This window comes from Halovenus salina, from assembly GCF_026410925.1.
Classification (GTDB): Archaea; Halobacteriota; Halobacteria; order Halobacteriales; family Haloarculaceae; genus Halovenus; species Halovenus salina.
The window spans coordinates 16,448-41,518 of the sequence record NZ_CP112975.1; the positions used below are offsets into that span (position 1 = coordinate 16,448).

The following is a 25,071-nucleotide window of genomic DNA, read 5'->3' on the forward strand; positions in this document are numbered from 1 at the left end:
CCACTTGATCAGTACGGACCTCGAAACACCTGTTACAACCCGACGACATCAGGGCCATCAGGTCCAGTCAAGGAAGCGTGGTCAACAACACTTGCCACACGTCAGTCCATAGGGCAACCAGGGGCGGAGAAACTGTTGTGGTGCAAGACGGGACACTCTACACGACGAACGGTGGTGGTATCGTCCAGGCCATTGATACAGGGGACGGGTCTGAGGTGTGGTCACGCACAATAGCACTCCAATCAGGCAATAAACGGCCAACAATCAGGTCACTTGCTGTCATGGATGGGCGTGTGTTTGTCCCAACCGGAGCCCGAGGGAGTCTACTGACGCTTGATGCGAACACCGGTGAGACCCTTTGGGAGACAGATTCAACCGATGAGGGTGTTGAAAATCCACAGCGATACGACACACCGGTGAAGGGATCACCAACAGTCGTTGATGGGACTGTCTACGTCGGAGATAATCGCTACAATATCTATGCACTGGACGCAGCAACCGGTGAGCGTATCTGGGTTTATACAGGCATTGAGCCAAATCGCCGTAAAATCAACTACCAACTCGCTGTGCATGAGGGTCTCGTATATACCGCTCGCCAGGCACTCGATGCAGAGACAGGGGAGATTGTTTGGGATACTGAACTCCCGCCAGAAAACAGTCTTGGAGGAGACCCAACTATACACGGAGATGATCTCTGGGCACTGCGTACGTATGCGCTCCGGCAGCTTGATCTGAAAACAGGCGAACAACGCAGTTATCACGGCTATGAAACCGATGTGCGGACATCTGGAAGCCCAGTCGCTGGAGAGGGGCATATTTATTTTGCATCAAAAACACGCAAAGGGACAGTATACGCTCTTCCGAACGACCCAGAAAAAATTAGCGCCTATCTTGAACAGCCGGCCGGGAGAACGTGGCAGAAGGCGCTTGCAGCCTGGCAGACATCGTCGTTCCAGGGAGGCGTCGCTCAATTTCAGGCGTCGATTGCGGATGGCGTCCTCTATATCCGTTCATCCTTGAAAGACAGAGGCTATCTATACGGCGTAGATGCTGCAACCGGTCAGCGGTTGTTCGAGTTTGAGACGTCAGTGAGTTCGTTCAGCAGTGCGCCGATTATCGTTGACGGCACTATCTATATTAGTACCCACGATGGCAAATTATTTGCTCTCTCTGAAAAGTGAAGAATCGGGGTCTCCATGGCGACGGTCCTGTTTCTTTGAAACTCATCTGTTGAGTCTGAAAGAGAGTCGTTAAACGATTCTTCACACGAGAGATCGAAGACTCGTAAAGAATCTCCGTGATTCAACTTGTGAGAAACCCTTGCAGATGCCCCCTCTGCCCATATTCCGCACCCCGAACGAGCAGCCAGCGAATTTGAGGAAACCAAGCTAGATTTTGCGCCTTCTTGTTGCTGAAACTGAAGGAATTGCGACTCCTGACCACTCACTTCGTTGTTGCTATCAGATATGTGTAATGAAGGTCGCGGTTTTCGGGGCAAATGACAAACTCTCCCCGCTGTGAAAACATCACTCATCTTCAACACCGTACACTTCGACACTCAGATCAAGCAGTTCGAGAACTCGTTCAGGCACATCCACATTCGCTGGAATGATTCGCTGCCCGTCATCGTCAACGATGACGACCATGTTCTCGAATCGTTCGAGGACACGTCGGCCGGTGGGCCGACGAGTTTTCGGCCCACCGGCCAACTTCATCGGCTCTTCAGCCGTGGCTAACGCCCGCCGTGCTCGCTGCTCGATGAGCGAGTATATCAATAACGCCAGAATCAGTACGTACCCGAGTGCTTCCACGCGGTCGGGCCGGTTCAGAAACACCGGCCCGACCCGCTTGGGATCTTTTAGTACCGGAAACCGCCGTTCTACCGTCTGCTGATCTTTATACAACTCCAGAATCTCTTCTCCAGTCCACTCCTCAGTGTCTGTCAGTGTTGTAACTAACACAAAGCAGCTTTTGTGCTCTTTTCGTGTCTTGATTACTTGTTCATCCCTCTGTACCGTGACAGCTACTTTATACACTGTCTTGTACGGGTCCCAGTCTTTTGGTGGACGCCCAGGACTGTCACGTGATTTCTTTTCCTCAGTTTCGACAACATCAGTCTCGATTTCGAAGCAATCCTCATCGTGATCAGCGAGCCACTCCGCGGCGGCTTCTACCGCGTCTTCTTCACACGCAAACGAGCGGTCGGCCAGCTGGTCGACCGCGTCCGACAGGTCTTCTTCAGTGCTTTCGAGGTCCTGCTCGATGCGGTTCTCAGCCTGCTCTTTCAACGACGATGACCGAACGACAACGCACTGAACATCCTGTTCGTAGAGCGTCCCTGGAAAACTTTGAGTCTGATAGGTTGCGGCGTCATCGTCTTCAGAGAACGCCCCCAGATCTGTCCAGTTGTCTTCGTCGAGAGCTGTCTCGATCATGTCATTCGTAAGGTTGTAGGTGCGCGCGAGTCGGCTGATGAGTTCGATATCGAACTCATCTGCTGCCTCGAATGTCTCCTTTGAGACGACTTTACAGTCACCAACATAGGCAGCAAGCTCGTCAGTATTGACCCAGCGAGACAGATTCTCGATGACATCGACGTTCCAGGTTTTGTCAGAGGCGTTCCCGTCGAGGATGTCACCGACGACGGGAACGCCGTGTTGATCGACACCGAGTCCAACGGTGTACTGCTTGAGATCACCACGATTGTCTTTGCTGTGTCCGTACGTGATGTTCAGTGCTTGGTCGGACTCATCGTCAGTTTCGTAGTCTCCCTGGACAGAGACAGTCGTGGTGTCAGAGTGAACAACGCGAGGAGAGTGGGTTTCTCGGCTGGCAGCCTCCCACATCACGGTCCCGAGGACCGTGCGGAGTCCTGTCTCAGCAAGTTGATCCAGGCCACGGCCAAGTGCATCGTCGTTGAGATTGTCTGGCTCGATTCCGTCGTGAAAGAGGTTCTCAGTGTCTGTTGCCTCAAAGAATTCGGGGAGCCGATACAACGGCTCCCCTTCAGTCAGGACGTTCATAATGAGCGCCATAACTCTCTCACCGTAGTACTCCGTAGAACATTTTGAACAACTGGTGCCACGAAACAACGCCGACAGCCACTCAGTGTCGTATCTGTGAATTGAGTTTCTCAATAGGTTTCCAGGAGTACTAGGGTGAGAGAGTAGACTGCTGTTCGTCCCACTCAACGAGATCGTTGACAGTTTCCACGAGGCCTGATTCACGGCAGACTGCTGCGATAATTGGGAGAGGTCCGGGAGTAAATGCGCCTGCTGCGTCTTGTTCGGCGACGGCTTTGTCACGCTGGTGTTGAAGTGACTTCTTTTCGGCTTCTAGCTCGGCGATTCGCTGTTCAAGCTCTTTACGTGACAGGTCTGACGGGTCGGGTTCCATCTGCTGTTATGTGTCTATTTGAGTCCATAGTCAAGAAACGACATGGTCCAAAATCTCTTTGACTCAGTCTCAAGCTAATCACCAGACGGAAAATTGATTCCTGCCAATAGACGGGTGCGGAATATGAGTTGTATGGGAAGATGTCCGGCTTAACGCTGAAAGGAATAATAAAAACAAGATTAAGATACTGTCCAGTTTACGAAGAGTGGAAAACGTATGCGAGAGAGCGGTTGTGATATTTGTGCCAGAAAGTTGCGTGTGTATTGAGTGCAACCCCCACATTTTCCGGCAGTCTACTGACGCACAATGTTAATACTTTTGGGACGAGGATAGATTGTCTTCTACATATTCAAGAAAGGACCTGTCTTACTCGTCACCGACAAAGCGCGTTCACAGTCACTCACCCGACTGCTGCGGAGAGTGTCGCCTGAGCTGGATCGGGATACACGCCAAACTCCACCGACGAACTGTCGTCTCCCCCGAGCCGACCTTCTTGATCTAACAGGACAGCCAGGAGTGAGACGACTGGCTCAACCGGCGGATACTGTCTCGTCAGCGGCCCTATATCCCGCTCGATTGGGGGCGGCCCCCAGAACGCTGCCCTCGCTACCGCTCCTCCAAACTCAAATCCATACTCGACGCCGTACTCATCAGCGCTGGTCAACAGAACCTCAGACACCGCGTTCGAGAGGTGCCATTCCCCACCTGTTGCCGTGGTCTTCTGCCCCACCAGCATTCTCGGCAACGGCTCGCCATCGTGTCGTTCCGTTCGGAACGGGAGGGACAGCCGCCACATCGTTGCTTTCCCGCATCCCTGGTCGTCACGATCCAGGAGTCCGGCGCTCTCCAACTCCGCAAATCGCCGCTCGTTGGGTGGTTCTGACAGTGATTTTGCTGCACATCCTGCGAGGTCAGCTAACTCTGCTTTCGATACTCGCTCCTGGGCGTCGAGCAACGCTGCGACCACCTTTGACACGACAGTTTCACCCATCTCAGGCAGGATTCGTCGCCATGACAGCTGGGACAGTCCGTACTGAACATCCTGTAGATCCATCTCTCGCGGCTCGTCTTCTCCCCCAAGAGCAGCTACCGCGTCCGCCGCTGCCACAATGTCACTGCTCAACCCCGCCAGCACCGAGATCGCCTGCCGCTCCGGGCGCAGCCCATCTTTAAATGACAGGATTCGAGTGACTGCTTCCGCCACTGCTCGACGACAATTCCCGTCGACGACACTCCCAGTGAGCACGAACGGCGCGAAATTCTCGCTGTCGTCCTGCAATTCCAGGTCAGCAGAGGAGTATGAGAGCGTCTCTTCGAGGTCCGCAACGCCCTCTCCAGTCAGCACCCACGACCCAAGCAGTGTCCCTTCGGGGTCCATCGGGTCCACATTCGGCTCAGAGAGCAGTTGCTCACGTTTCTCTGGCCGTGATTCGTGCAGGACGCGATACCCTGAGTATGCTCCGTAACGGCTACCGACGCTGCTCGCAACAGCCAAGAACGTGCGGAGGTCGCAACGATCACTCTCGTCGACCGGAGCACCGTTCGGAAACTGGAGCTCTCGGACGACATCAATCTCCAAGAGGTCGTACAGTCGGAGCGCCACGCCCATCAACCCGTGAGCCATCCGCAACAATTCGCTCGCTACAGCTCCGTCAACCCCATCTTCGTCATGGAGGTCATCAGTCATTGCGAGCAAGTCTCGACGGGCCTGTTCAAGACGGTTACACAGTCCACTCCCAGTCGCGTCCACGTCTCGAAGCCAGCCAAGACAGGCTGCATCCCGGAGCACATACGGATTCGACACGACCAATCCGTCCAGACTCATCCCGTCCGGGTGTCCAGCCAATCGCTCAGGAGTGAGGACCTGGCTGAATGCCTTGTCCGACAGTAACGCTGAACACAACCGCACCGCTGTCAGCGCGATTGAGGATGAGTAATCCACACTCACAACGACCTCCTCTCGATCAGCATCGTAGCTGAATCGACTCTCACGATGATCTCGATGAACTGCTGATTCTGGCAGTGATCGCTCCAGAAGCGCGAACTGCCCCGTCGAGGCCGCTGCTGCCGTTGCATGGTGGTCTGTGAGAGAAAGGTACTGTGTAGACAGAGCGGAAGAAGAGGTATGAGAACCTTGGAGAGAATCATCACTACCCGAACTCTCCGCATCAGATGACGGGCTGTCTCCCCTTCGTGTGCGCGTTGGGATAACACGGTACTATTGTGAGAGTTTCGGGGGTCGCTCACGGCGGATGACGAGGTAGAGCTGTCATGCGATTCTGCTTGTCCAGTGTGTTCGATAGACCACTCCGCAGACGAGGAGGGAGAGCCAGAAGAAGCCGACACATCGGTCGTAACAGTCACATCTGGATGCTTCTCAAGAGCGACGTGTCCGATCGGCGTGACACGTGCATGACTGTCGCCGTTGCGAGTCGGCGTCTCGATAAGGTCCGCATCGCGCAGGCGTTTGAGGCGGCGTCGGAGGGCAGACTTCCCCACATCCCCAAACTGTGTATCGGCATAGAGAGAGCTGTAGGAACGCATCTCTTGCTGCGCGGCGGCGAGCGAGGAGAGAACCTCCCAGGCAGGGTGGTCAACGCCTAGCTCCTCAAGCCCATCCACAGCCGCCTGTGCGCGTTGCTCCGTAATCGTCGATGCAGTCTCCCGGGAGCGGAGGCGCTGGTGTGCGTCCTCGCTCACGCTCGTCGGCAAATCAGCGCCGTGCTGGTCGAGAAACTGCCGGAGCATCAATCTGGAACCCACGATAAGAACCTCGAAGCCGGGGAACGACAGTGAATGTGCCGAAGGAATCTCCTTCGTCGGTTCTCTTTGCCGACGTTCTCACTCTGATCCGGACAACAGGGCCTCGGTGACATCAGCGTACACCCGAGTCGTGAGGTTGACCAGGTGGAGACCGGCAACGGTGAGGGCAATCCCGATCAGCGAGGCAAGGAGCGCCTCAGGGAGAGTCTCGATGGCAAGTTGCCCCTGGCTGATGGTGGTAACGCCGAGGTCGATCGACTCTGTAGTGTCGAAGTACTGGACACCCTCTCTCCAGTAGACCGCCGGGGCGACGACGAGGCTAAGCGACAACGCAAATCCGACCACGAGCGCGACGAACAATCCAATGCCTGTACCAAACGAGGCAAACGCTAATACCAACAAAAGGTAATTTATCGGGTCGGTTGCAACCTGTTTGAGATAGGGGACAACAGGCGTGTTGTTCGGGTCGACCGGCGACCACTCGACATCTCGGTCAAGCAAGGTTCGCAAGAGCGTAGCCTCAACGACGCCGACGTACCCGGCCACTGCGAGGACGCCCGCGAGAATCGGGAGACCCACGAGCAGCGGAGCGAGCGACACGCCAAGGGAGAGTCCTGTCACGAACACCGTGAGATACGCGATTCCAAGCGGGAACCGAGCCACGAGGTACAACAGGTTCTTGTAGGTCTGTGCGTCGGTTGCCACCCCGAGGGTTCGAGTTGGCACCCGTCTGTCAGTCTGTCTTGCTTGGTGGTTTTCCATACACAAGACATACTGGGGATATGGGATAGAATGCGTCTCTAGCTATCCAGATGTCCTCGTGTATTCATTACTTGGTCTGTTGCTCAACGTCGCTCATAATGGGCCAGCAAGATAGCCTTTCGCAGTAGTTTGGATGCTGGCAGCTGTCTCTCTCCCGTCTCAAAACGGAGCCCCCACAAGTATGGGGGGAAGGAACTCTGGAATGGTGACGACGCGGGAAGGGGCTCCGTGTCGGAGTGCTTCGCGTTAATATAAAAATACTCGGGTCACACCCAACCCCTGTTGAGGACGTGTCGGCCACCTTCCTTCGCGCCTGTCGACTTGTTCTCACAAAAAAATACCTCCTGCTAACGTACTTCCACAACCATGCGGTCAAGCATTGCTGCAGAAAAAAATCGCCTCTCACGCGGCCTCATCCACATGCTACTGTTACATCTTTGTTTCCCGACGGTGGGACAAGTATCAGAAACACGCCACATAATATCCGATGATTATTTTACTCTCGTAACTAGGCATAATATATGTCATCGACACACGCAGAATCGTACGCAACGTGTCTTCAGGATAGTCTCGATTCTTCTGGCCACTGGCGTGTCCAAGTAGGTGACACAGAAGCGTTGGAAGCCGTCTTGAGTCACGTCTGGTCATTGTCACGCTCCGACGTTGCTGATCTCACTGTTGAGGTGCTGACCCTCGATGAGACGGTGAACAATCTTGATGCTAGCGTCCCACTCCGGCTGAAAACAAGCGAACTCACGTCTGCAAACATATAGCCCGTTGCACGCTTTCAAGATTAGCTCAGACCTATCGTATAGTGTTCACTAGCGGTAGAAATAGTCACTTTCACTAGATTAGAAGTCGGATCAAGGGTATGTCCACTACCAGATCCGACACTGGTGACGACACGGCAGAGACTCATGAATCTACTGTTCGGAAGTACCTACGAGGCCACAATGAGGTCGCGTCAAAGGCGTCCCTCCGCGCCGGCACCGACGTGCCGGCGTGGTACATCAATCAAATCGCCTCCACAGACACCTTCTACACCTCGCTCAACCACAACGGCGAATACGTCGCCAGCAAGCACATTGTTGGTCACCGCTCTACCCACGACGGGTTCTGGCGACCCAAGGTGGATGACGGCGTTGCCGTCTTCCACCGCAAGGAAGATACCAAACCCGTGCTCAAGCACCTCGCGTTCACCCGCCCATCTGGACTCACCGTCCCCGAAGCAAACGACCTACTCCGTCGCCGCTGCTACCGTCCGCTCAAGAAACTCGCCAAACAAGGCGACGTTCACGCCGCTGACTGGCAAGATACCACCGTCTACACCCACAGCTGGTCGTCCCGACGGGACGCCCAGCTGACCCAGCGCGAAACCGATCAACCGACCGATGTCACTCCTGACGACCCAACTGAAGACGGCTATCTCTACCGGGATGAACTCGTTGCGACCTTCCTCTCGGTTGCTGTTTCACAGATTCAGTCGATATCTCCGGAACGTGCTGCTGCACTCGTTTTGCGGCAGTTCGAGGGCGACTCGTTCGACGCCCTCGAACGCCGCCTCCAGCGGAACCACTCGTTCCGTGAGGCGCTGGATTACGTCGAGCCAGAGGATGTCCCCGACGGGACATCCCTCTGGCGGGCCTTCGACGAGCTTCAACCCGAAGAGCTTCGTGACTGCCTCCAGTCGATGTGTGGCGAATTGCTCGCCGATCACGACCATGCTGGCGAGTTCATCGTGATCGACGGGACGCACATCGCCGCCTGGGCAAACACGCGCGAAGAGATCGAAAACGGCGACGTTGAAGGCGCAAGCTGGGGAAAGCACGAAGGCTCGTTCTACGGGTACAAGGTGTTCCTCGTCGTTGATGCCGCAAGTGAACTGCCGGTCGCCATCACGATGGAGACCGGCAAACGCAACGATACTGTCGCGTTTGAACCGCTCATCGAGGAGTTCGATGAGCGGTACGAGACTGACAATCTCCAGGCAGCACTGGCTGATGCGGGCTTCGACAGCCAAGACAACCGCGAGTTCTGCCAGGAACAGCTTGACTGTCCGTTGCTGACAGCGGAGCGTGTCATACAATAGTTCTCGGCCAGATCAGTTCACACAGCCGCGTCTAGATAGAAGAGGAAATGCGGTGTTTCCCTGAACTAGGCGTGAGATGAACCAGTCACTATCCCTGCGTAGAGGGTATGAGACGGATTCTATGACACGCTGGGAATTGGGTAGTCCATCTCCTTTTGTTCAAGCGTAGAGATTACGCCCGCGGCACGGAATTCTCGGCCAGGCTCTCCAGTTAGGAAAATGTGCCAACGTCGGAGGTGAGCGATCGGGCCGTTTTCGCACCACTGAGAATGGCTCCCGTGAACCCGCCACCTGGACTCGACCAAGCTGAGGCAAAATGGAGCCCATCGACGGACGGTTCAATCTCGCGCGCGCCCAGCGTCTGGTTCGGTGTCGGTGCGAACCCATACGCAGTACCGAGTGGATTGTGCGTGAATCGCTCGATGGTGTGGGGTGTGGCAAGTTCTTGATGGACGACAGCATCGGAGGCACCCGGGAGCACTTCGTTGAGCCTCCGGAGCAAGACGTCGCCGACGCGGTTTTTCTTGCGGCGGTATTCTGGATCGGTCAGCCCACACCACGCGTTGTGGTAGTCGACGGTCGTGATGGCGCCGACAGACTTACCATCGGGTGCGAGGTCGGCGGCCACCTGGCTGTAGTCGACGAACGTGAGTCTGCGGCTTCCGAACCCCGCCGGAGGTGTGTCACTAAGGTCAGCAGCGTGTCGATGTCCGTACCCTCGATGATCGTCGAGTAGCACTCGTTGCCGAGGTCCGCGGGAGTTGGCTCGAACACGAGGTACAGCGTGGTCAACGACGGCGCGATCGCCCGGTCCGAAATCTCCGCGGCCAGCGTGGACCCGTGCGGGTCCGCCAGGAGATTCTCGGCCACGGTCGGTACTGCGGCGTTCGCGATCACGGAGTTTGCCTGGGTGGTTTGCTCGTCCGTCTCCGTATACGTCTTGGCGTGTGTGGCTCCCGACACCCAGCCGTCGCGGACGTGGATGTCCGAGACCAACCGGCCACAATCGACTGCCCCACCGTTCTCTTCTATGAGCGAAACGAGATAGTCCGAGAGGCGCTGGGATCCACCCCTGACGTAGTAGCTCCCGCCATCGATGTACCCGCCTTGGGCGACCGCGAAGAACGGCAGCGACAGCTCGTAGGGGTCATCGTGATAGTAGCCCAGATTCGCTCCCAGTGCGAGTTTACAGCTTTCATCGTCGATCACGTCGTCGAGTAACTCCCCGAGAGTCGTCTTCCGGTATCGCCCCAGGGTTCGTTGCCGAACCGGTGCAAGTGCGTAGTCGACGAGGGAGGGCTCCTCGAAGAACGGCCAGTCAGCAACCTCTCGTCTCGTTGTGAGAATGACGTTGATGAACTTCCGGATGCCCGCATTCTCCTCGGGGAAAGCAGCCGCATATGCATCGATAGCAGCCTCGGGTCCATGGGGGACGGTGATGTCAGTACCCCGCGTGGGATCGACGTATCGGTAGAACTGGTCGATCTGCTCGAAATCAACGTTCTCGAAGACGCCGAGGTGCTCGAAGACCGGCGTCTTGAGATCGTCCTCGTCCAGTCCATCCATCTCGTGGAGGCTTACCTCGATCTCGGCATCGAACCGCTGAAAGGTCGTCGCACAGCCACCAGGCTTGTCGTGAGCTTCTAGAACGCGGACGGAGTCCCCCGCCTCGGCCAAGAGGGCACCTGCCGTGAGTCCGCCGAGCCCTCCACCAATAACGAGGTGGTCCATCGTCATTGCTGACGCCCCTGCTTGTTCTGTGCATTCATAGTCGTCGTTTCGACCATGATTTTTACTGGGTTCGGGGAGAGGAATCACCTGGGACAACATGTTGTTGATAATCGAACTTCCGGGTGTCTGGTCGTGATTGTAGCCAGATTTAAGGCTCGCCTCCCGCCGGAGATGTGGATTGCGGACGTAAGCGAAGCGATGCCGGACGCGACGTTTCGGCTTCTTTCGGGCGTGCAGATTGACGACGGCGCAGTCGAACTGGGCGAAGCGATCAGCGACGACCCAGAGGCGATCGGCGCGGCCGTGGCCGACCACGGGTCGATCTACGATATCTCCGTCTTGGCGACTGACAACCGACGTGTTCTTTCCAAATACGTGACGACCGACACAGAACTATATGACCTTGTCTCGGCGTCGTCGCTCCCCGTGGAGTTCCCGGTCGTCGTTCGCGACGGGTGGTACGAACTCGACCTGACTGGAACGCGTGATGAGTTCGAGGCGGTTCGCCAAGCGCTCGATGCGTCCGGCCGGGCGTGGGAACTCCTCTCGCTCGTCCACGATGAGAGTCCAGCAGGGATCGTAACGGAGAGACAGGAAGAAGTGCTGAATGCTGCCCTCCGGAAGGGGTATTTCGAGGTTCCCAGGGAATGTACGCTCGCGGAGCTGGCGGCGGCGATCGGCATCGACAAATCGACGACGAGCCGGATTCTTCGGCGGGGGGCTTCACAGGTGTTACAGTGGTGCCTGACAGGTGGAGGCGCCGTCAATAGTGATTTGCACAACTTTCGCTAGATGTTCGTTGTAGTTCAGTAGTTGGAGTGTCGACGATACCAGTCAGCCATCTGACTAGTTTTGGCCGACTTACACCTGTCGAACTCAGTGCAGTTCGATCATCAGATCCGTAGTGTGAATTTCGACGAGACTGTCTACAACCTCACCAAAAGTATTGAGCTCTCGTGATATTGAATATTAAATTTGGCTCACATCACTGAAATTCGTGTTTCCAGCGATCGATTAGTTCTCTGGCGTCGTATTCGACGTTTTCCGTATCACCATATTTGTCCATATCATCGTAATCCTCTGCAGAAGATTTGAGTATGTAATGGTGGTCGCAGTAGTCGTCTCCTTCCCCAATGCAGTGATCCCGTTTGAAGAACAGTTCAGGAGTGTTTACGTCGAAATGGATATGATCACAATAGCACGCCATCGATGCTGCGTAGTCGAGACCGTATTCTTGCATCACTTCGATGTATCCACAGCGGGTGAACTGATACTTGACTTCCCTGCCATCTTCGGAAACTTTCTCTGTCCACTCGAACCCATCACCAGTCCCTAGATAGTCCCGCATATCGTGTCTAAGCGGATTGATGCTCTGAGCGTGAGGGTGTGATTTGAACGTGTCCTCAAGATACGGCACAGTTGCGGGGACCGTCGACTCTGCCATGAGAAGTTGAGCGGTCTCTTCATCACAATGCTGTTTGATCCGTCTGAATAGGCAGATGAATGGGACCATATCGTCAAAGATCTTCTTGAACGCATCCTGCATCTCTTGACTTGGGAACTCGAACGCATCTGGTCTCCAGTTGGGTTTCTTGAACGTAGGGTCCCAGAAGAACGCCTTTACAATGATCTTCGTGGCAGTTCCCTCACCGAGCTCATCAGCGAGAATTTCTCGGATATCCATGAGCGTCTTGAGATCCCCCATCTGTTCCATTTCGCCCTGCTGAGGATCAAATTTCTCCGTTTCGTGGAATTCTTTAGACTTCTGGTCGCGAGGTGCCGATTCTCGATCGATCTCTGGCATATTATGGCCCAGATTAAAGTCCGGATACTACTCAACCTGATTTCTAGTAGTGATGAATCATTTATCCCACCCGTCTCTCCATCCACCAGCCCAGTTTTACCACCACTGGCAACAGAGGAACAGGAAACGATACTCTGTGCTAACGATCGCGTCTCTCCGCAAACGATACCAACTTAATGAATTGGACGAATTGACATTCGATCCATCATAGTCTATCGCTGGTCGTGTCAGGAGTAACTCCAATTTCCTAGATGATTTCCTCCTGGATTGTTTGCCGGGGAACCTCGTCGTATCCAAACTGGGTTGGCGTTTCGAGGATACGCTGCTGGTCTTTGATGAGTGTGAGTTTGGGGTCGTCAGTCTTCTTGAGCGAAAGACAGAGATATCGTCGGAAATAGCATTCATACGGTGCTCAAAGAGTCGTCTGATCCAATGAGCGTAACGAGCGCACTCCGTGGTTCCTTATGTGGCTCTTGTAGGAGAAATGATTGATACAGTGTCCCACCTACTCCCGAACACCGGAAGAGGAGAACCACTATTTCGGCTCAATTATAGGTACAGAGATCAATCTACTACACCAATTGCCACCGCAACCTTTTCAAATTGGACTCGTTCTGTTGTGTGAACTTTGATAATGAGACCCCCATCATCCGTCGATGGCTGACCAATGTTGATCCATGGGGTGCAAAATCCCCCATCGTCCGACCACTCACCACTGGTCGATATCGTTTCCGTGCCGCGATAGTTCCCTTTTATTCCAATTTGGGTTTCTTGAACCGACTCAGAGACCCCAGCAAAGAGAAACGCAAGTTCGGAGTCCCGAGGGCTATAATCCGGAATTTCGAGTTCAGCTATGTCACTGTACAGGACGTCACATTCAGGCGGTTGAACGGTTAGTTCACCGAGTACCGTCCGCGAGATCGGAATGATTGGCTCATCAATCATAGTTCACTCATTTTGTATGCTGTCCCTCCGGATGATCATATCTCACTGGACAGGAAGCCTCGATAGTACTCTTCCATCCGATCCTGCGAGTAGAACTTCACGATCTGGTCGCGGATCCCCGTTAACAGCGAGTGGTCGAAGAGGGCGAACGTCCCGATCTGGCGGGATTTTTGCTGCACTTCGTCCACGCGATCGCGGCGACGCGTTACATAGTGGTCGAGCGCCTGTTCGAGGTATGTCGAATCGGTTCGCGTCAGTTCACCCGCGAGGACAGCGGCAGACTCCATCGCCATCGACGCGCCGACCCCTGCGGTGGGCAACGGAGCGTGTGCGGCGTCACCGATAAGGACCACGCGATCATTGGTCCACTCGTCCATCTTGAGGTCATAGAAGTCGTCGTGCCAGATGTCCTCAGCGTCCGTTGTTTCCATCTCGTCTAGCACGTCCGGAATGAACCCGCCCATATCCTCGAAACGCTCCCGAATACGTCCTTTCCGCTCGGCGACGGGATCGGGCATCCCTTCCGGTGCAGCCACGGCTAGGAAGCAGGCCAGCCCGTCGTCGGTCGGGTAGAGACCGGCGAACCGGCCATCACCCCAGTGTTCCTTGATGACGCCGCGGTCGAGTAGTTCCTCGTCGACCCAGAAGGCCCAGCTCGTCATGCCTTGATAGGTGAGCGAGACGTCTCCAAAGACCTGTTCGCGGACCGTTGAGTGAATCCCGTCGGCGCCGACGACGAGGTCGTAGGTGCCTTCGGTCCCATCCGTGAATGTCACGTCGACCACATCGTCGTGCTGGTCGATATCCGTCACCGTCGTTCCCATTCGGATGTTCTCGTCGGTTACCGTCTCTCCAAGCACGTCGATGAGGCGCGGCCGCCAGATGAGATGGGGCTTCCCGTATTCAACGGCGAGTCCACTTAGGTCGTAGCTGTGGAGTTTCTTCCCGCTGTCGCTGAGCAGCGTGTAGGTGTGCATCGGATCCGCATGTGCCTGGAACGCCTCGTATGCGCCGAGTCCCTTTAGGATGTTCGACCCGGCCGGCCATAGACCGAGGGCATATCCAAGCCCGCCGTATCTGTTGGTCTTCTCGACGATGTCCGGTGAGAAGCCTCGCTGTTCGAGTAAGCCTGCACAGGTCAGGCCAGCGATACCGCCGCCGACGACAAGTACCTGCAAATCATTCCCATATCGAGTTTCGTCGTTCATCGTTGCTCTCCAGAGCGAAGTGTTCGTTGTGCGTCGGTGCGTGGTTCGAGAGGGGCATGTTCTCTCTGTTCCATGAATAATTAGGTACTCAAATTCCAGCCCTGTCGCCGTTGCTTCGACACTTCTAGAACCATTTTTACCGTGGGTCTGGAACATCCGTCTATGCCATCATCGAACGCCGTTGAGCGCGACGTGAAACACAGGTCAACCGGTGAGACGGTATGAGATACGCAACAGTCATCCTCTCGTGGGAGCGCGGGCAACTCCACGCGCTCGACGACGCGGTCGCAACGACTTCTGATGTCCACATCGAAACGACGCATTTCATCAACCCGTTGGAGGATGGAACACACGTCGAACTGGCCCAGTTCCGCGGCAACATGGAGACGCTCTCCGGCGTGTTTGAGCACACATCCGGCGTGCTGGACTACGAAGTTCCCACAGAGGACGATGGGTTCGCGTACGTCCATTACGAATCGACGCCGATGATGGAAGCCCTCTTCACTGCTATATTCGAACATACGATCGTACTTCAGTGGCCGTTGGAATTTGTCGATGACTCGCAGACACGCGGCATCCGAATCACTTTCATGGGCTCGGAAGCAGCACTCACGAACGTCACCAGAGAGATCCCAAACAGCCTAGATCTCTCACTTGTTCGCACTGGCGAGTACACGAAAGCTCATAGTGATCCGACGCTTGCTCTCTCGGACAAACAGCGGATCCTCCTCGAGACGGCATTAGAAGCCGGATACTACGAGATACCGCGAGAAACGACACAGGAGGAACTTGCCGACAAACTCGGAGTAACACATGCAACCATCAGCGATCGGCTACAGCGACTTGAATCGACGCTTCTTAACTCCCTACTCCCGAGCGTCGCCAACGACGATTTGTAGCTTACCAGTAGTTGCTAGTATGGTTTAGTTATTCGCATTTTATATCGAAAATATACCTGATGATATATTTGGTATGTCGGCGTGAACGTGGTGTTGTCATAGTAGCCACTTCTCAAATTCGAAGAGTCAAAAGACCACATCCATACAGGTTTGAGCGAGAGGAGTGAAAATAAATCCCGGACTGGATTACTCGATCGAATGCGTCTCTATACGGTCTGCGAGTTGCATGGCCACTTCTCGCTATGGCCTCCCCGTTTCTCAAACTCGCTGAACTAACCTGCGTCCTATAAATCCAACAATTGGTGAATCATCAAGTAAGGTTACTATCATACCCTGTTGCACTCTCAAAAGAATCTGTGCCAGCTCCGCTTCATCACGCTCAAGGGAAATGGCTGAAGCGGTCGAGATCGCGTCGGCCCAGCTTTCACAGTCGTATTCAGCCATGGCTCTTACCGAAGACAACGAAACAGTGGCTTCTGTTCTGGAGTTGGTAAGTAAAGCTGTGCAAGACTTGGAGCATCAAGTCAGCACAACGGAAACAGTTGTTCTACGGTTTTCCTACCGATAAATGGGTTCCTGCGAGCAGACTTGCTCAATAGCCGACAGTGATGAGCAGAACTTGCCGTGCGTGTGGCACTTTTCAACACCAAGTTTCTACAAGTTTAGACGAGGGTGTCATAGAAGTCTTCTCACACCGTGATGATCGTGCTTCCCGGATTGTCTCCGCGTTCGTAGTTGGTGATTGCGACGACGAGACGAAGGCATAGAGCGAGGAACACCTGCGCTCGTGCGTGAACGCGGCCTCGGGCGAACGCACGCCCGAGGCCGCAGTCCTTCACTGATTCATTGGTTCGTTCGACTCCAGTACGGCGGTTGTACGTCTTGTCCAAGGTTGATTGCTTCACCTGAACGTCCTCGCTGTGTTCCTCGATGCGGTCTTCGACCCTGTACTCGATGTCTTTCGGATCATCGGTGTTTCGCGCGTTGTACGGGGCGACTGGCACGACCCCTGCGGCCAGCAGGTGGTCGTGCCAGTCAAGCGTATCGTAGGCGCTGTCACCAACCATCCAAATCGGCTTGGCGACGGCGAGCGCGTCACGGGTGACACGCATCGCCGTCTCCTCTGGCGCTTGTTTGCTCTCGGTGAACTCGGCTGCAATCGGAATCTTTTGCCCGGTTGAGACGATCGTACAGCCGTAGCCGTAGTAGTACTCGTCGTCGGTTGGATCGTAGCATTTCGACGCGTCTTGATCGGCAGGCATCGCTCTCACGTCGGTCGAATCAATGCAGTAGGTCAAGTCGAGCAGGCCGCGGCGGGCGGCCTGCTCGACGAGGTGGTCAAATACCTCGTCAACGACGTGTTCGAGGTCGGTGAGGAAGCGATCGACCGCGTCTCTTGACGGCGGTCGATCGAACCCACAGCTCAGCCAAACTACCGTGTTCCGAAGTTCCCGTTCAACGGGGCGAATGCCGTAGATGTCCTTGTAGTAGCAGTGGAGAAAGCCACGCATCAGCTCTGGTGGTTCGTGCTCTCGTGTTCGCCCCGTCTCCGCCGGGGCGAACACGTCGAACTCTGCGAGAAACTCGAAGGAGAGGTACTCAAACAGCGCTAGCGTCTCCGTCTCCGCGACATTGAAGAACGACTCTACCGAAGGCTCATCTTGCAGGGTCGCTGAACTCATCCACCTCAGCGTTCACCCTGCTCTTTGGTGTGCTACTCGTTCTATGACACCCTCAGTTTAGACGGCAATGTCCATGCTGTTACAACTCGGGCAGGGCTGGTTGGGATCATCAACCCCTCGTCTACACTGACGACACTCAATGTATTGGTCGCGTCGCAAAGTCGTTCAGAACTCTCGCTCAATCCTCACTCACAGAGTAGAGTCCTATTGTACCTGCTGAAGAATAGTTCTCTTGGCCGCTCTAACACCGATATACCGACGTTTCAACTCTCTCCAGAAATTACGGTAATTTTGCCGTAAATTACGGTAACTAAGATTGAACGGTTTTGCGACGCGACCAACAAATATAGACATTCAAAAGGACTCATCCAACTGCTGTGGAGAGTGTCGTCTGAGGTGGATCAGGATGCACGCCGAACTCCACCGACGAACTGTCGTCTCGCCTGTGTCGATCTTCTTGATCTAACAGGACGGCCAAGAGCGAGACGACTGGCTCAACAGTTGGATATTGTCTCGTCAGCGGTCCTAAATCACGCTCGATTGGGGGCGGCCCCCAGAACGCTGCCCTCGCTACCGCTCCTCCAAACTCGAACCCATACTCGACGCCGTACTCGTCAGCGCTGGTCAACAGAACCTCCGTGACTGCGTTCGAGAGGTGCCATTCCCCACCTGTCGCCGTTGTTTCCTGATCGACCAGCATTCTCGGCAACAGCTCGTCATCGTGTCGTTCCGTCCGGAACGGGAGGCACAGTCGCCACAGCGTTGCCTTCCCGCTTCCCCGATCTTCACGAACCAGTAGTCCGGCGCTCTCCAACTCCGCAAATCGCTGCTCGTTGGCTGCTGTCGACAACGACCGGGTCGAACACCCAGCGAGCTCTGCTACCTCCGCTTTTGAGAGGCGCTCCTGGGCGTCGAGCAACGCTGCGACCACCTTCGACACCACCTCACCACCCAGTCCAGGCAGGATTCGTCGCCATGACAACTGGGACAGTCCGTACTGGACATCCTGCATATCCATCTCTCGTGGCTCGTCTTCTCCACCGAGGGCGGCCACTGCCTCCGTCGCTGCCACAATGTCACTGCTCAACCCAGCCACTACTGAAATCGCCTGTCGCTCCGGGCGCAGCCCATCTTTGAATGACAGAATTCGAGTGACTGCTTCCGCCACTGCTCGACGACGGTTGCCGTCGACGACACTCCCGGTGAGCACGAACGGCGCGAAATTGTCGCCGTTGTCCTGCAATTCCAGGTCCGCAGAGGACTGTGAAAGCGTCTCTTCGAGGTCCGCAACACCCTCTCCAGTCAGTACCCACGGCCCGAGCAGCGTACCCTCGGGGTCCATCGGGTCCACATTCGGCTCAGAGAGCAGTTGCTCACGTTTCTCTGGCCGTGATTCGTGCAGGACGCGATACCCTGAGTATGCTCCGTAACGGCTACCGACACTGCTCGCAACAGCCAAGAACGTGCGGAGGTCGCAACAATCACTCTCGTCGACTGGAGCGCCGTTCGGAAACTGGAGCTCTCGGACGACGTCGACTCTGCCGACCGCGAGACGCTCGCTACGCTCATCGAGGATTTTTCTGATCACCTCGCCAGTGTGAGCGGGACCACTGCAACCCGCCACGAGTGACATCTAAGAAGACAAGGTGTTATGAGATCTCGTCTAAAGAGTCATACTCGTTCCAGCACTCGCAGTCGAGATCCTCAATTGACGTGACTTCGTCTCAGGCAGGTCAGAGAGCGGCATCCCATCGCCGACGGTAGGGCAGTCCTTGGTGTGAATCGAGAAGTCGTCAGCCGACATGGTAGCCATATCTACGAGTCGCGTCTCCCGTCTCCAACGAACTACTGCCGTCGTCTTACCCGGGTAATGGTGAGGAGTACGGGCCCAAAACGGGTCACTCGGCATTCGAACGGGTATGGAACGTCGTCCCCGTCCGGAAACTGGTCAACTCCTCGATCCGAGCCTCGAGTGCTTCGATTTCGTCCCGGAGTTCGGCTGCCTCGTCGTCATCACTAGCAGCAAGTTGGTCTTTCAACCCCTGGAGCCGTGTCTCCTTGCTCTCTTCGTCGACATCGGCCTTGCGGACGTACTCGGATTCACCAATCTCGTAGACGTCCGATTCGGAGAGTTCCGTCACCTCGAGGGCGTCGTCGACTTTACTGCGGTCGACGCTGGTAATCTGCTCACGATCGACGCCTGCGGCTTCCAGCGTCTCGATGACTGCCTGGTCGTCTTTGAGTGACTTGTTGCGCCGTGACGTCCGCTGGACAGAGCCGAATGGGCCGCTGACTGGGCGGTCGTGATGTAACCGGGTGAGCAATACGTCGGCAATCTCCTTCCGAAGGCTATCGGCGTTGCGTTGGACATCTGAACACAGTGTATACAGGTTGACCAGGGCGTCAGTCTCGAGGTCTTCGAAAGTGTCGAGGTCGTGGCGTTCGAGCGCGTCGACGAGCAAGAGTGCGTCAGCGTAGACATCAAGCTCGGGTTCAGTCCGCTCGCTGGCGTCAGCTGGCGAGCTGTCATCGTCGAGAACCTGCGTGGCTGTTGGTCCCTCTGTTTCGACGATCATGCCCTGTTGTTCGTCGACTTCGAAGCGTGGGTGGAGACTTAACACTGCGGGGTACGGGTCGGCGTCTGGCGGGAGTCGATCTAGTTCGAACGCACCGTCGTTGTCAGTGACACGCCGATAGAGGGTCTCGAATTGATCGCGTTGCAAGGGCCGTGTGGTGTCGATGTCACGATCAAGAAAGTCGATGACAACCCGTTGTTCTTGGATATCGTGGAGACGAAAGCGATCCCGAGAGAGCGGCGTCACGAGCGTCGCTCCATCGGGGAGGTCCTCAAGTTCCTCAAGGAGGGTGTGCCAAGAGACACTGAATGGCATACTGTTCTGTTGGATATCGGCAGGCAAAGAGTTACTGCCACTCTCACGCTGGAGTCTCTTGCCGACCGTGGGGCATCCCCGTCATTTTAGCTGGAATACTGCCAGACAGGAGCGGGGAGTTCATCGAAAATCAGGTGTCGGAAAATGAGGTTTCACGACTAGTAGATCGGTTTCGTGTAGGCGTGGTAATGGGCACGCTGCGGATTCGAACCCAGGGCCTCCTGGTGCCCGACTCGCTGACCGATGGTCGCGGTACGCGCCGCGCGGACTCACGCACCCGGCGAGCCGGCCTCACTCCAGGCGTTCTGCCAGACTGAACTACATGCCCAGCAATGCTACTCGTCGAAGAGTAGTGTCTTAGTAGTACTGCAGCCACAGAGTTAGTACACCGTGCTAATGTAGAATTCCGCTGGACATATGCGAACACCGTCATTTGAAGCGTGCAAGATAAGGCGCAAGTATTGCACAGTCATGGCGACAGGAGCATCAGGTGGGACTGGTGGTACTGGCAAATCTCATCATTCTTGAGGATAGAGCTAAAAAATCGGGTCACGCATGGAACCACCCAGAGATGTATTAGCACAATTCCTTGATGAGATACATGACGATCTGGGAGAGACTGATATTGAGACGGTACAGAACAGAATCAAGTCATTTCAGGAAGAATACGATTTGCAGATACCGGAAGGTGGGATAGCTATCGGTGTCCAGATCGATATTTGGTCGTATGATTACGAAGATGATATCTACTTTCTCGTGCGAGGATATGATTCAATCACTACTGGAGTTGAAGAGGTTGTCGTGGATCATGTCTACTCACTCGTATCCGCGACAACAGAAGGGGCAGCTGAACGCGCGTCTCAAATGCGTGACGAGATTCCTACAGTAACTGAAGAGTCATACGAGTCGATGGAGACTGATATCGATATACGAATCCATGCTGATGTGTATTATAACCGGATTAGGGCGTTCTGTGATGAGAATCAAACCGGGCAGGTGACTCAGCCATCCAAGAGCGACATTATCGAGGCTGTCGGATCTGTCATTCCGGATGATGAAAGAACGTAGAGCCTGAGAGCCACCACACTGAGTGAAACACAGCCAGAGTAGCGATATCGTAACAAGTTCTCGTCCAAGATAGACGGCGCAAGTCACCACGCAGAACAGCGGAACTGACGGGTCCCTTCTTGAGAGAGTGGGCCTCTCCAAGTCAGCGGAGAGATGTCCAATATTAACCAACAACCGGTGCGATATTGCGGAGTTGTTGGTTAACAATTCGAGCGTCGTCACTGATTGATCCCAATTGCCAGTCAGGAACTCCGCTCCGCAAGACACAGCATGGGCCCGCCCGTACACTCTCTTACAATGCGTCTGGTCTTCGACGACGGCACGCTCCTCCTCGAGGACGCCCCAGATTCGGTCCCCTACGGAGAGTGGGACGACCGCGTCGACCAGTACCGCGCACGAGCCCAGCAATATCGGTCCCTCCAAGACTGGGCGGAGTCAGACACTGATGGACAGTCCACACTCCAACAATCGACTGCGCCTGTCGAGACCCTCGAAGACGATGCCCGTGCCTATAGCGATCTTTATCTCACACCTGCGGTCAAGATCGAACCCCGCGACTACCAGCAGGCCGCCCTGGCAGCCTGGACTGACCATCACCGCCGCGGCAGTGTTGTCCTCCCGACTGGCAGCGGCAAGACATTCCTCGCTGTGCAAGCCATCGCCGACGCTGGCGTCAGCACCCTTGTCGTCGTCCCAACGATTGATCTCTTGAACCAGTGGCACGCCACTCTCACCAACGCCTTCGGCGACCAACTCCCCGACGACGTTGGCGTCCTCGGCGGCGGCGATCACACTGTTACTGATATCACTGTCACCACCTACGATTCCGCCTATCGCTACATCAACGAGTACGGCGATCAGTTTGGCTTGCTCGTCGTCGACGAAGTCCATCATCTCCCAGCTCCCACCTACCAGCAGATTCCCGAAATGACCATTGCTCCCTATCGCCTCGGTCTCACCGCAACCTACGAACGCGCCGATGGCCAACAGGAAGTGCTTAAAGAGTTGATCGGCCCTGTCGTCTATGCAGAAGATGTTGACAATCTTGCTGGTGAGTATCTCAGCGAGTACGAAACCATCCATCTCCAAGTCGAACTCACGCCCGACGAGCGCGAGCGATACGACGAGGAATACCAACTCTACCGAGAGTACGTCGACAATCACGACTTCGAGATCTGGAAGGAAAATGGCTATCAAGAATTCCTCAAACGGACCTCCTACGATCCGCATGGCCGCCGAGCGCTAATCGCCAAACAACGCGCCGAAACCATCGCTCGGACCGCCGACAAGAAACTCGATACCCTCGACAATCTCCTCAAACGTCACCACGATGACCGGGCGATCATCTTCACTGCCAACAACGATTTCGCATACGACATCTCCCAAGAGTTCATCCTCCCGTGTATCACCCATCAGACTGAGACAGACGAGCGCAGTGAGATTCTCAACCGCTTCCGGAGCGGCGAGTATTCTATGCTGGTCACCTCTCAAGTCCTCGACGAAGGAATCGACGTTCCCGCTGCAAACGTTGGCATCATTCTCTCCGGGAGTGCCTCGAAACGACAGTACGCACAACGTCTCGGGCGGATTCTCCGCCCCACCGACGATCGCCAGCCTGCTCGTCTCTACGAGATTATTACCGAAGATACGATGGAAACGTACGTCTCCCAGCGCCGTCGCCAAGGGGTGAGTGCCGATGCTGACAGCTGATCTCGCCCGCTCTCGCACGCGGGACAGGTACATCGAACCGCTGTTTATCGACACTGACGACCAGCAATATCGGGAGACAGCCAGCGAATTGATCGACATCTTCGAAGCACATCTTGGCGAGTCCAAGGGCGAGCTCGAATCGACGATTGACGAGTTGACTGTCGCCGATACCGACTACAAAATCGTCCAAGGACTGGCCAAACTCCTCCAAGACGAGTGTGAGTTCGAGACAGTAGCTCCAGTCGAACCACGAGAAATCCGTCAGTTACTGTTCGAGAAAGCTAACGACTCATATCCGATTGTCCGACAACCGACGCTTGGTGAAGACACCCAGAAGTTAGAAGTCTACAGTTCGATTGCCGATCAACTCGGCATCACGCTCGAAGAGTGTTATCGGGGAATGTACGCTGACCTCGAGGAGAACAAGCGACTCGTGCAGTTTGGACACCGTGTTTCCGATGGATACGAGGAGACGGACGACTCACCAACCACGACTCGGTTGACAGGCGATAGTGAGGAGTCCTACGCCGAAGATACGATCACGGTCGATTGGCTGCTCACACGCTACAATCTTGCGCTCGCACAGGCTGTTCTATATGATGCTACGGAGATGCAGATCCGAGTCTGGGACTCGTTTGCGACAGTCTTCAGCTACGTCAAGTTGTTTGGCTTGATGCACCGGATCTATCCCATCGACAGGAACGGTAATCGGGTGGCAAGTACCGATGTCGCAGAGGGCTACGAAGCTATCTTGGATGGGGCAGCGTCTCTCTTCTCGAAATCACGGAAGTACGGCATTCGAATGGCGAATTTCCTGCCTGCGCTCCCGTTGTGTGATCGCTGGGACGTAGAAGCTGATATCCTTGACGACGAAAGTGCTTCCACGGGGCGGACCCTATCGTTCGAACTTGACCACACCGATGACCTGTCGTCGCACTACTCTGCTCAGGGTGAGTTCGACTCCGACGTCGAACGGACACTCGCCCAGAAATGGGAACGAGCGAACACGGACTGGGAACTCCGGCGAGAAGACGACGTGTTGGACCTGGGTGCTGAGGTGATGCTCCCCGACTTCGCCCTCGAACATCCAGACGGACGGCGGGCACTGTTCGAAATCGTGGGCTTCTGGACGCCAGAGTATCTTGATGAGAAGCTGGCAAAGATACGAGATGCAGACCGTGAGAATCTGATCATCGCTGTCTCCGAGCGACTCGACTGCTCGTCGGAGGATTTTGAGGGGATGGATGACCGTGTGCTGTGGTTCAAAACAGGGATGCACGTCTACGATGTCGTGGAATTAGCAGAAGAATACGCCGTCGAGGTTTCATTACACCGATGAGTTCAGGAGAATGGTGTTCCACTCCAAGCGTCGGTAAGCGAAGCGAATGGTTGCCTGTCGGAGCAGGTTGAACCCGCGACGGCAGCCTTTTTACCTATTCAGTGCAGGTGTAGCGGATGCTAGGCAGCTACGTGTAGCGGTTTAAGACCGCATTCTCCAGCGCTTTTGTCCAAGTACCGGTTCGCGTTCCCGCACTGTGGCGAGTGGATGTAACTGGGACAGCCCTCCCGACACCCACACTTATCAATCAGGTCGTCGGTCCGATCCAGCAGTCGGCCCAGCGCCTCATAGGCAGTGGCTACCAGCCCTACACCACCAGGGTAGCCGCCGTAGACGAACACGGTCGGCAGTTCTGTCTCTGGGTGGTGGCTGATCAAGAGACCACCCACGTCCCCCCGGTCGCAGAGAACCTCCCGAGGGAGCAACGAGATGAGCGCGTGTTCGACCGCGTGCAGGCCCACTCCTAACTCCTCCATCAAGGCCTTGCGACTCTCAGGGAGATCCACTCGGACAGCAGGCGAGAGTGAGAAGTGCGTTCCTGTCGTTTCGATTTCGTGCTCCGGCACCTCTTGCTCGAACTCTGTTTCTACCGGGTTGTCGTCGCTGGGGCTGTCGTACCCCAAATAACCGTCGTATTCGTTCCGGACAGTCAGGTCGACCAACCCACAGTCATTGCTGTTGTGCGTCAGCATTTTTATCCTGATGCGCTATGCCTACGGCTCGTCGTTGCAATTACCAACTACGAGTGAGGAAACGAGCCAGGCTGTGAGAAGCTATGAGATGG

The 25,071-nt window shown here is 55.4% G+C and carries 19 protein-coding genes, 1 tRNA gene and 1 pseudogene; 7 read left to right on the forward strand and 14 right to left on the reverse strand.

Annotation, left to right across the window (positions count from 1 at the left end):
* Positions 1-77 precede the first annotated feature (77 nt).
* Complete coding sequence (locus OSC37_RS18465; RefSeq protein WP_267164476.1) at positions 78-1,181, forward strand: outer membrane protein assembly factor BamB family protein; 1,104 nt, start codon at positions 78-80, stop codon at positions 1,179-1,181.
* A gap of 345 nt (positions 1,182-1,526) precedes the next feature.
* On the opposite strand, the gene OSC37_RS18470 is transcribed toward OSC37_RS18465, so the two are convergent.
* From OSC37_RS18470 to OSC37_RS18490, 5 genes and pseudogenes are all read right to left on the reverse strand, one after another.
* Positions 1,527-3,101, reverse strand: coding sequence for an IS1634 family transposase (locus OSC37_RS18470; protein ID WP_438267617.1), 1,575 nt, complete (start codon positions 3,099-3,101; stop codon positions 1,527-1,529).
* 220 nt (positions 3,102-3,321) lie between these two features.
* Positions 3,322-3,396: pseudogene (locus OSC37_RS19175) on the reverse strand (hypothetical protein); the annotation flags it as partial.
* Positions 3,397-3,796: 400 nt separating this feature from the next.
* Positions 3,797-5,338 (reverse strand): hypothetical protein, encoded by a 1,542-nt coding sequence (locus tag OSC37_RS18480; RefSeq protein ID WP_267164478.1) that lies wholly within the window; start codon positions 5,336-5,338, stop codon positions 3,797-3,799.
* Between the two features lie 2 nt (positions 5,339-5,340).
* On the reverse strand, positions 5,341-6,144 hold the full coding sequence (locus tag OSC37_RS18485; protein ID WP_267164479.1) for a hypothetical protein: 804 nt from the start codon (positions 6,142-6,144) through the stop codon (positions 5,341-5,343).
* Between the two features lie 93 nt (positions 6,145-6,237).
* Complete coding sequence (locus OSC37_RS18490; protein WP_267164465.1) at positions 6,238-6,921, reverse strand: sensor domain-containing protein; 684 nt, start codon at positions 6,919-6,921, stop codon at positions 6,238-6,240.
* Positions 6,922-7,792: 871 nt separating this feature from the next.
* Here OSC37_RS18490 and OSC37_RS18495 point away from each other — a divergent pair.
* Complete coding sequence (locus OSC37_RS18495) at positions 7,793-9,010, forward strand: transposase (RefSeq protein ID WP_267164466.1); 1,218 nt, start codon at positions 7,793-7,795, stop codon at positions 9,008-9,010.
* Between the two features lie 211 nt (positions 9,011-9,221).
* Here OSC37_RS18495 and OSC37_RS18500 read toward each other — a convergent pair whose 3' ends face one another.
* Positions 9,222-9,638 (reverse strand): phytoene desaturase family protein, encoded by a 417-nt coding sequence (locus OSC37_RS18500; protein ID WP_267164480.1) that lies wholly within the window; start codon positions 9,636-9,638, stop codon positions 9,222-9,224.
* Entirely contained in the window at positions 9,557-10,747 is a 1,191-nt protein-coding gene (locus OSC37_RS18505) for a phytoene desaturase family protein (protein ID WP_267164481.1), read from the reverse strand. The genes OSC37_RS18500 and OSC37_RS18505 overlap by 82 nt, the downstream gene beginning before the upstream one ends.
* A 126-nt stretch (positions 10,748-10,873) precedes the next feature.
* On the opposite strand from OSC37_RS18505, the gene OSC37_RS18510 reads away from it, so the two are divergent.
* The gene (locus tag OSC37_RS18510; RefSeq protein ID WP_267164482.1) at positions 10,874-11,533 is read left to right on the forward strand and encodes a helix-turn-helix domain-containing protein; all 660 of its coding nucleotides are present in this window, start codon (positions 10,874-10,876) and stop codon (positions 11,531-11,533) included.
* Positions 11,534-11,726: 193 nt separating this feature from the next.
* On the opposite strand, the gene OSC37_RS18515 is transcribed toward OSC37_RS18510, so the two are convergent.
* Both OSC37_RS18515 and OSC37_RS18520 read right to left on the reverse strand, forming a co-directional pair.
* Complete coding sequence (locus OSC37_RS18515) at positions 11,727-12,545, reverse strand: L-2-amino-thiazoline-4-carboxylic acid hydrolase (RefSeq protein ID WP_267164470.1); 819 nt, start codon at positions 12,543-12,545, stop codon at positions 11,727-11,729.
* A 980-nt stretch (positions 12,546-13,525) separates the two neighbouring features.
* Positions 13,526-14,698 carry an FAD-dependent monooxygenase gene (locus tag OSC37_RS18520; protein WP_267164483.1) on the reverse strand — a complete coding sequence of 391 codons (1,173 nt, stop codon included), beginning with the start codon at positions 14,696-14,698 and terminating at the stop codon, positions 13,526-13,528.
* A 221-nt stretch (positions 14,699-14,919) separates the two neighbouring features.
* Here OSC37_RS18520 and OSC37_RS18525 point away from each other — a divergent pair, with 221 nt between their 5' ends.
* Entirely contained in the window at positions 14,920-15,597 is a 678-nt protein-coding gene (locus OSC37_RS18525; RefSeq protein WP_267164484.1) for a helix-turn-helix domain-containing protein, read from the forward strand.
* A 689-nt stretch (positions 15,598-16,286) separates the two neighbouring features.
* On the opposite strand, the gene OSC37_RS18530 is transcribed toward OSC37_RS18525, so the two are convergent.
* From OSC37_RS18530 to OSC37_RS18545, 4 genes are all read right to left on the reverse strand, one after another.
* Positions 16,287-17,279: a transposase gene (locus OSC37_RS18530; RefSeq protein WP_267164485.1), complete on the reverse strand. Its 993-nt coding sequence runs from the start codon at positions 17,277-17,279 to the stop codon at positions 16,287-16,289.
* Between the two features lie 364 nt (positions 17,280-17,643).
* Entirely contained in the window at positions 17,644-18,912 is a 1,269-nt protein-coding gene (locus OSC37_RS18535) for a hypothetical protein (protein WP_267164486.1), read from the reverse strand.
* Between the two features lie 265 nt (positions 18,913-19,177).
* Complete coding sequence (locus tag OSC37_RS18540) at positions 19,178-20,170, reverse strand: DUF7983 family protein (protein WP_267164487.1); 993 nt, start codon at positions 20,168-20,170, stop codon at positions 19,178-19,180.
* A gap of 189 nt (positions 20,171-20,359) precedes the next feature.
* Positions 20,360-20,498 (reverse strand) — tRNA-OTHER (locus OSC37_RS18545).
* Positions 20,499-20,725: 227 nt separating this feature from the next.
* Here OSC37_RS18545 and OSC37_RS18550 point away from each other — a divergent pair.
* The 3 genes from OSC37_RS18550 to OSC37_RS18560 all read left to right on the forward strand — a co-directional run bounded on the left by OSC37_RS18550 (position 20,726) and on the right by OSC37_RS18560 (position 24,287).
* Positions 20,726-21,238, forward strand: coding sequence for a hypothetical protein (locus OSC37_RS18550; RefSeq protein WP_267164488.1), 513 nt, complete (start codon positions 20,726-20,728; stop codon positions 21,236-21,238).
* A 297-nt stretch (positions 21,239-21,535) separates the two neighbouring features.
* A complete protein-coding gene (locus OSC37_RS18555) occupies positions 21,536-22,948 on the forward strand; it encodes a DEAD/DEAH box helicase family protein (RefSeq protein ID WP_267164489.1) in 1,413 nt (470 codons plus the stop codon).
* Positions 22,935-24,287, forward strand: a complete 1,353-nt coding sequence (locus OSC37_RS18560; RefSeq protein ID WP_267164490.1) for a DUF790 family protein — start codon at positions 22,935-22,937, stop codon at positions 24,285-24,287. The genes OSC37_RS18555 and OSC37_RS18560 overlap by 14 nt, the downstream gene beginning before the upstream one ends.
* A gap of 119 nt (positions 24,288-24,406) precedes the next feature.
* On the opposite strand, the gene OSC37_RS18565 is transcribed toward OSC37_RS18560, so the two are convergent.
* Complete coding sequence (locus OSC37_RS18565; protein WP_267164491.1) at positions 24,407-24,979, reverse strand: Zn-binding domain-containing protein; 573 nt, start codon at positions 24,977-24,979, stop codon at positions 24,407-24,409.
* Positions 24,980-25,071: the final 92 nt, after the last annotated feature.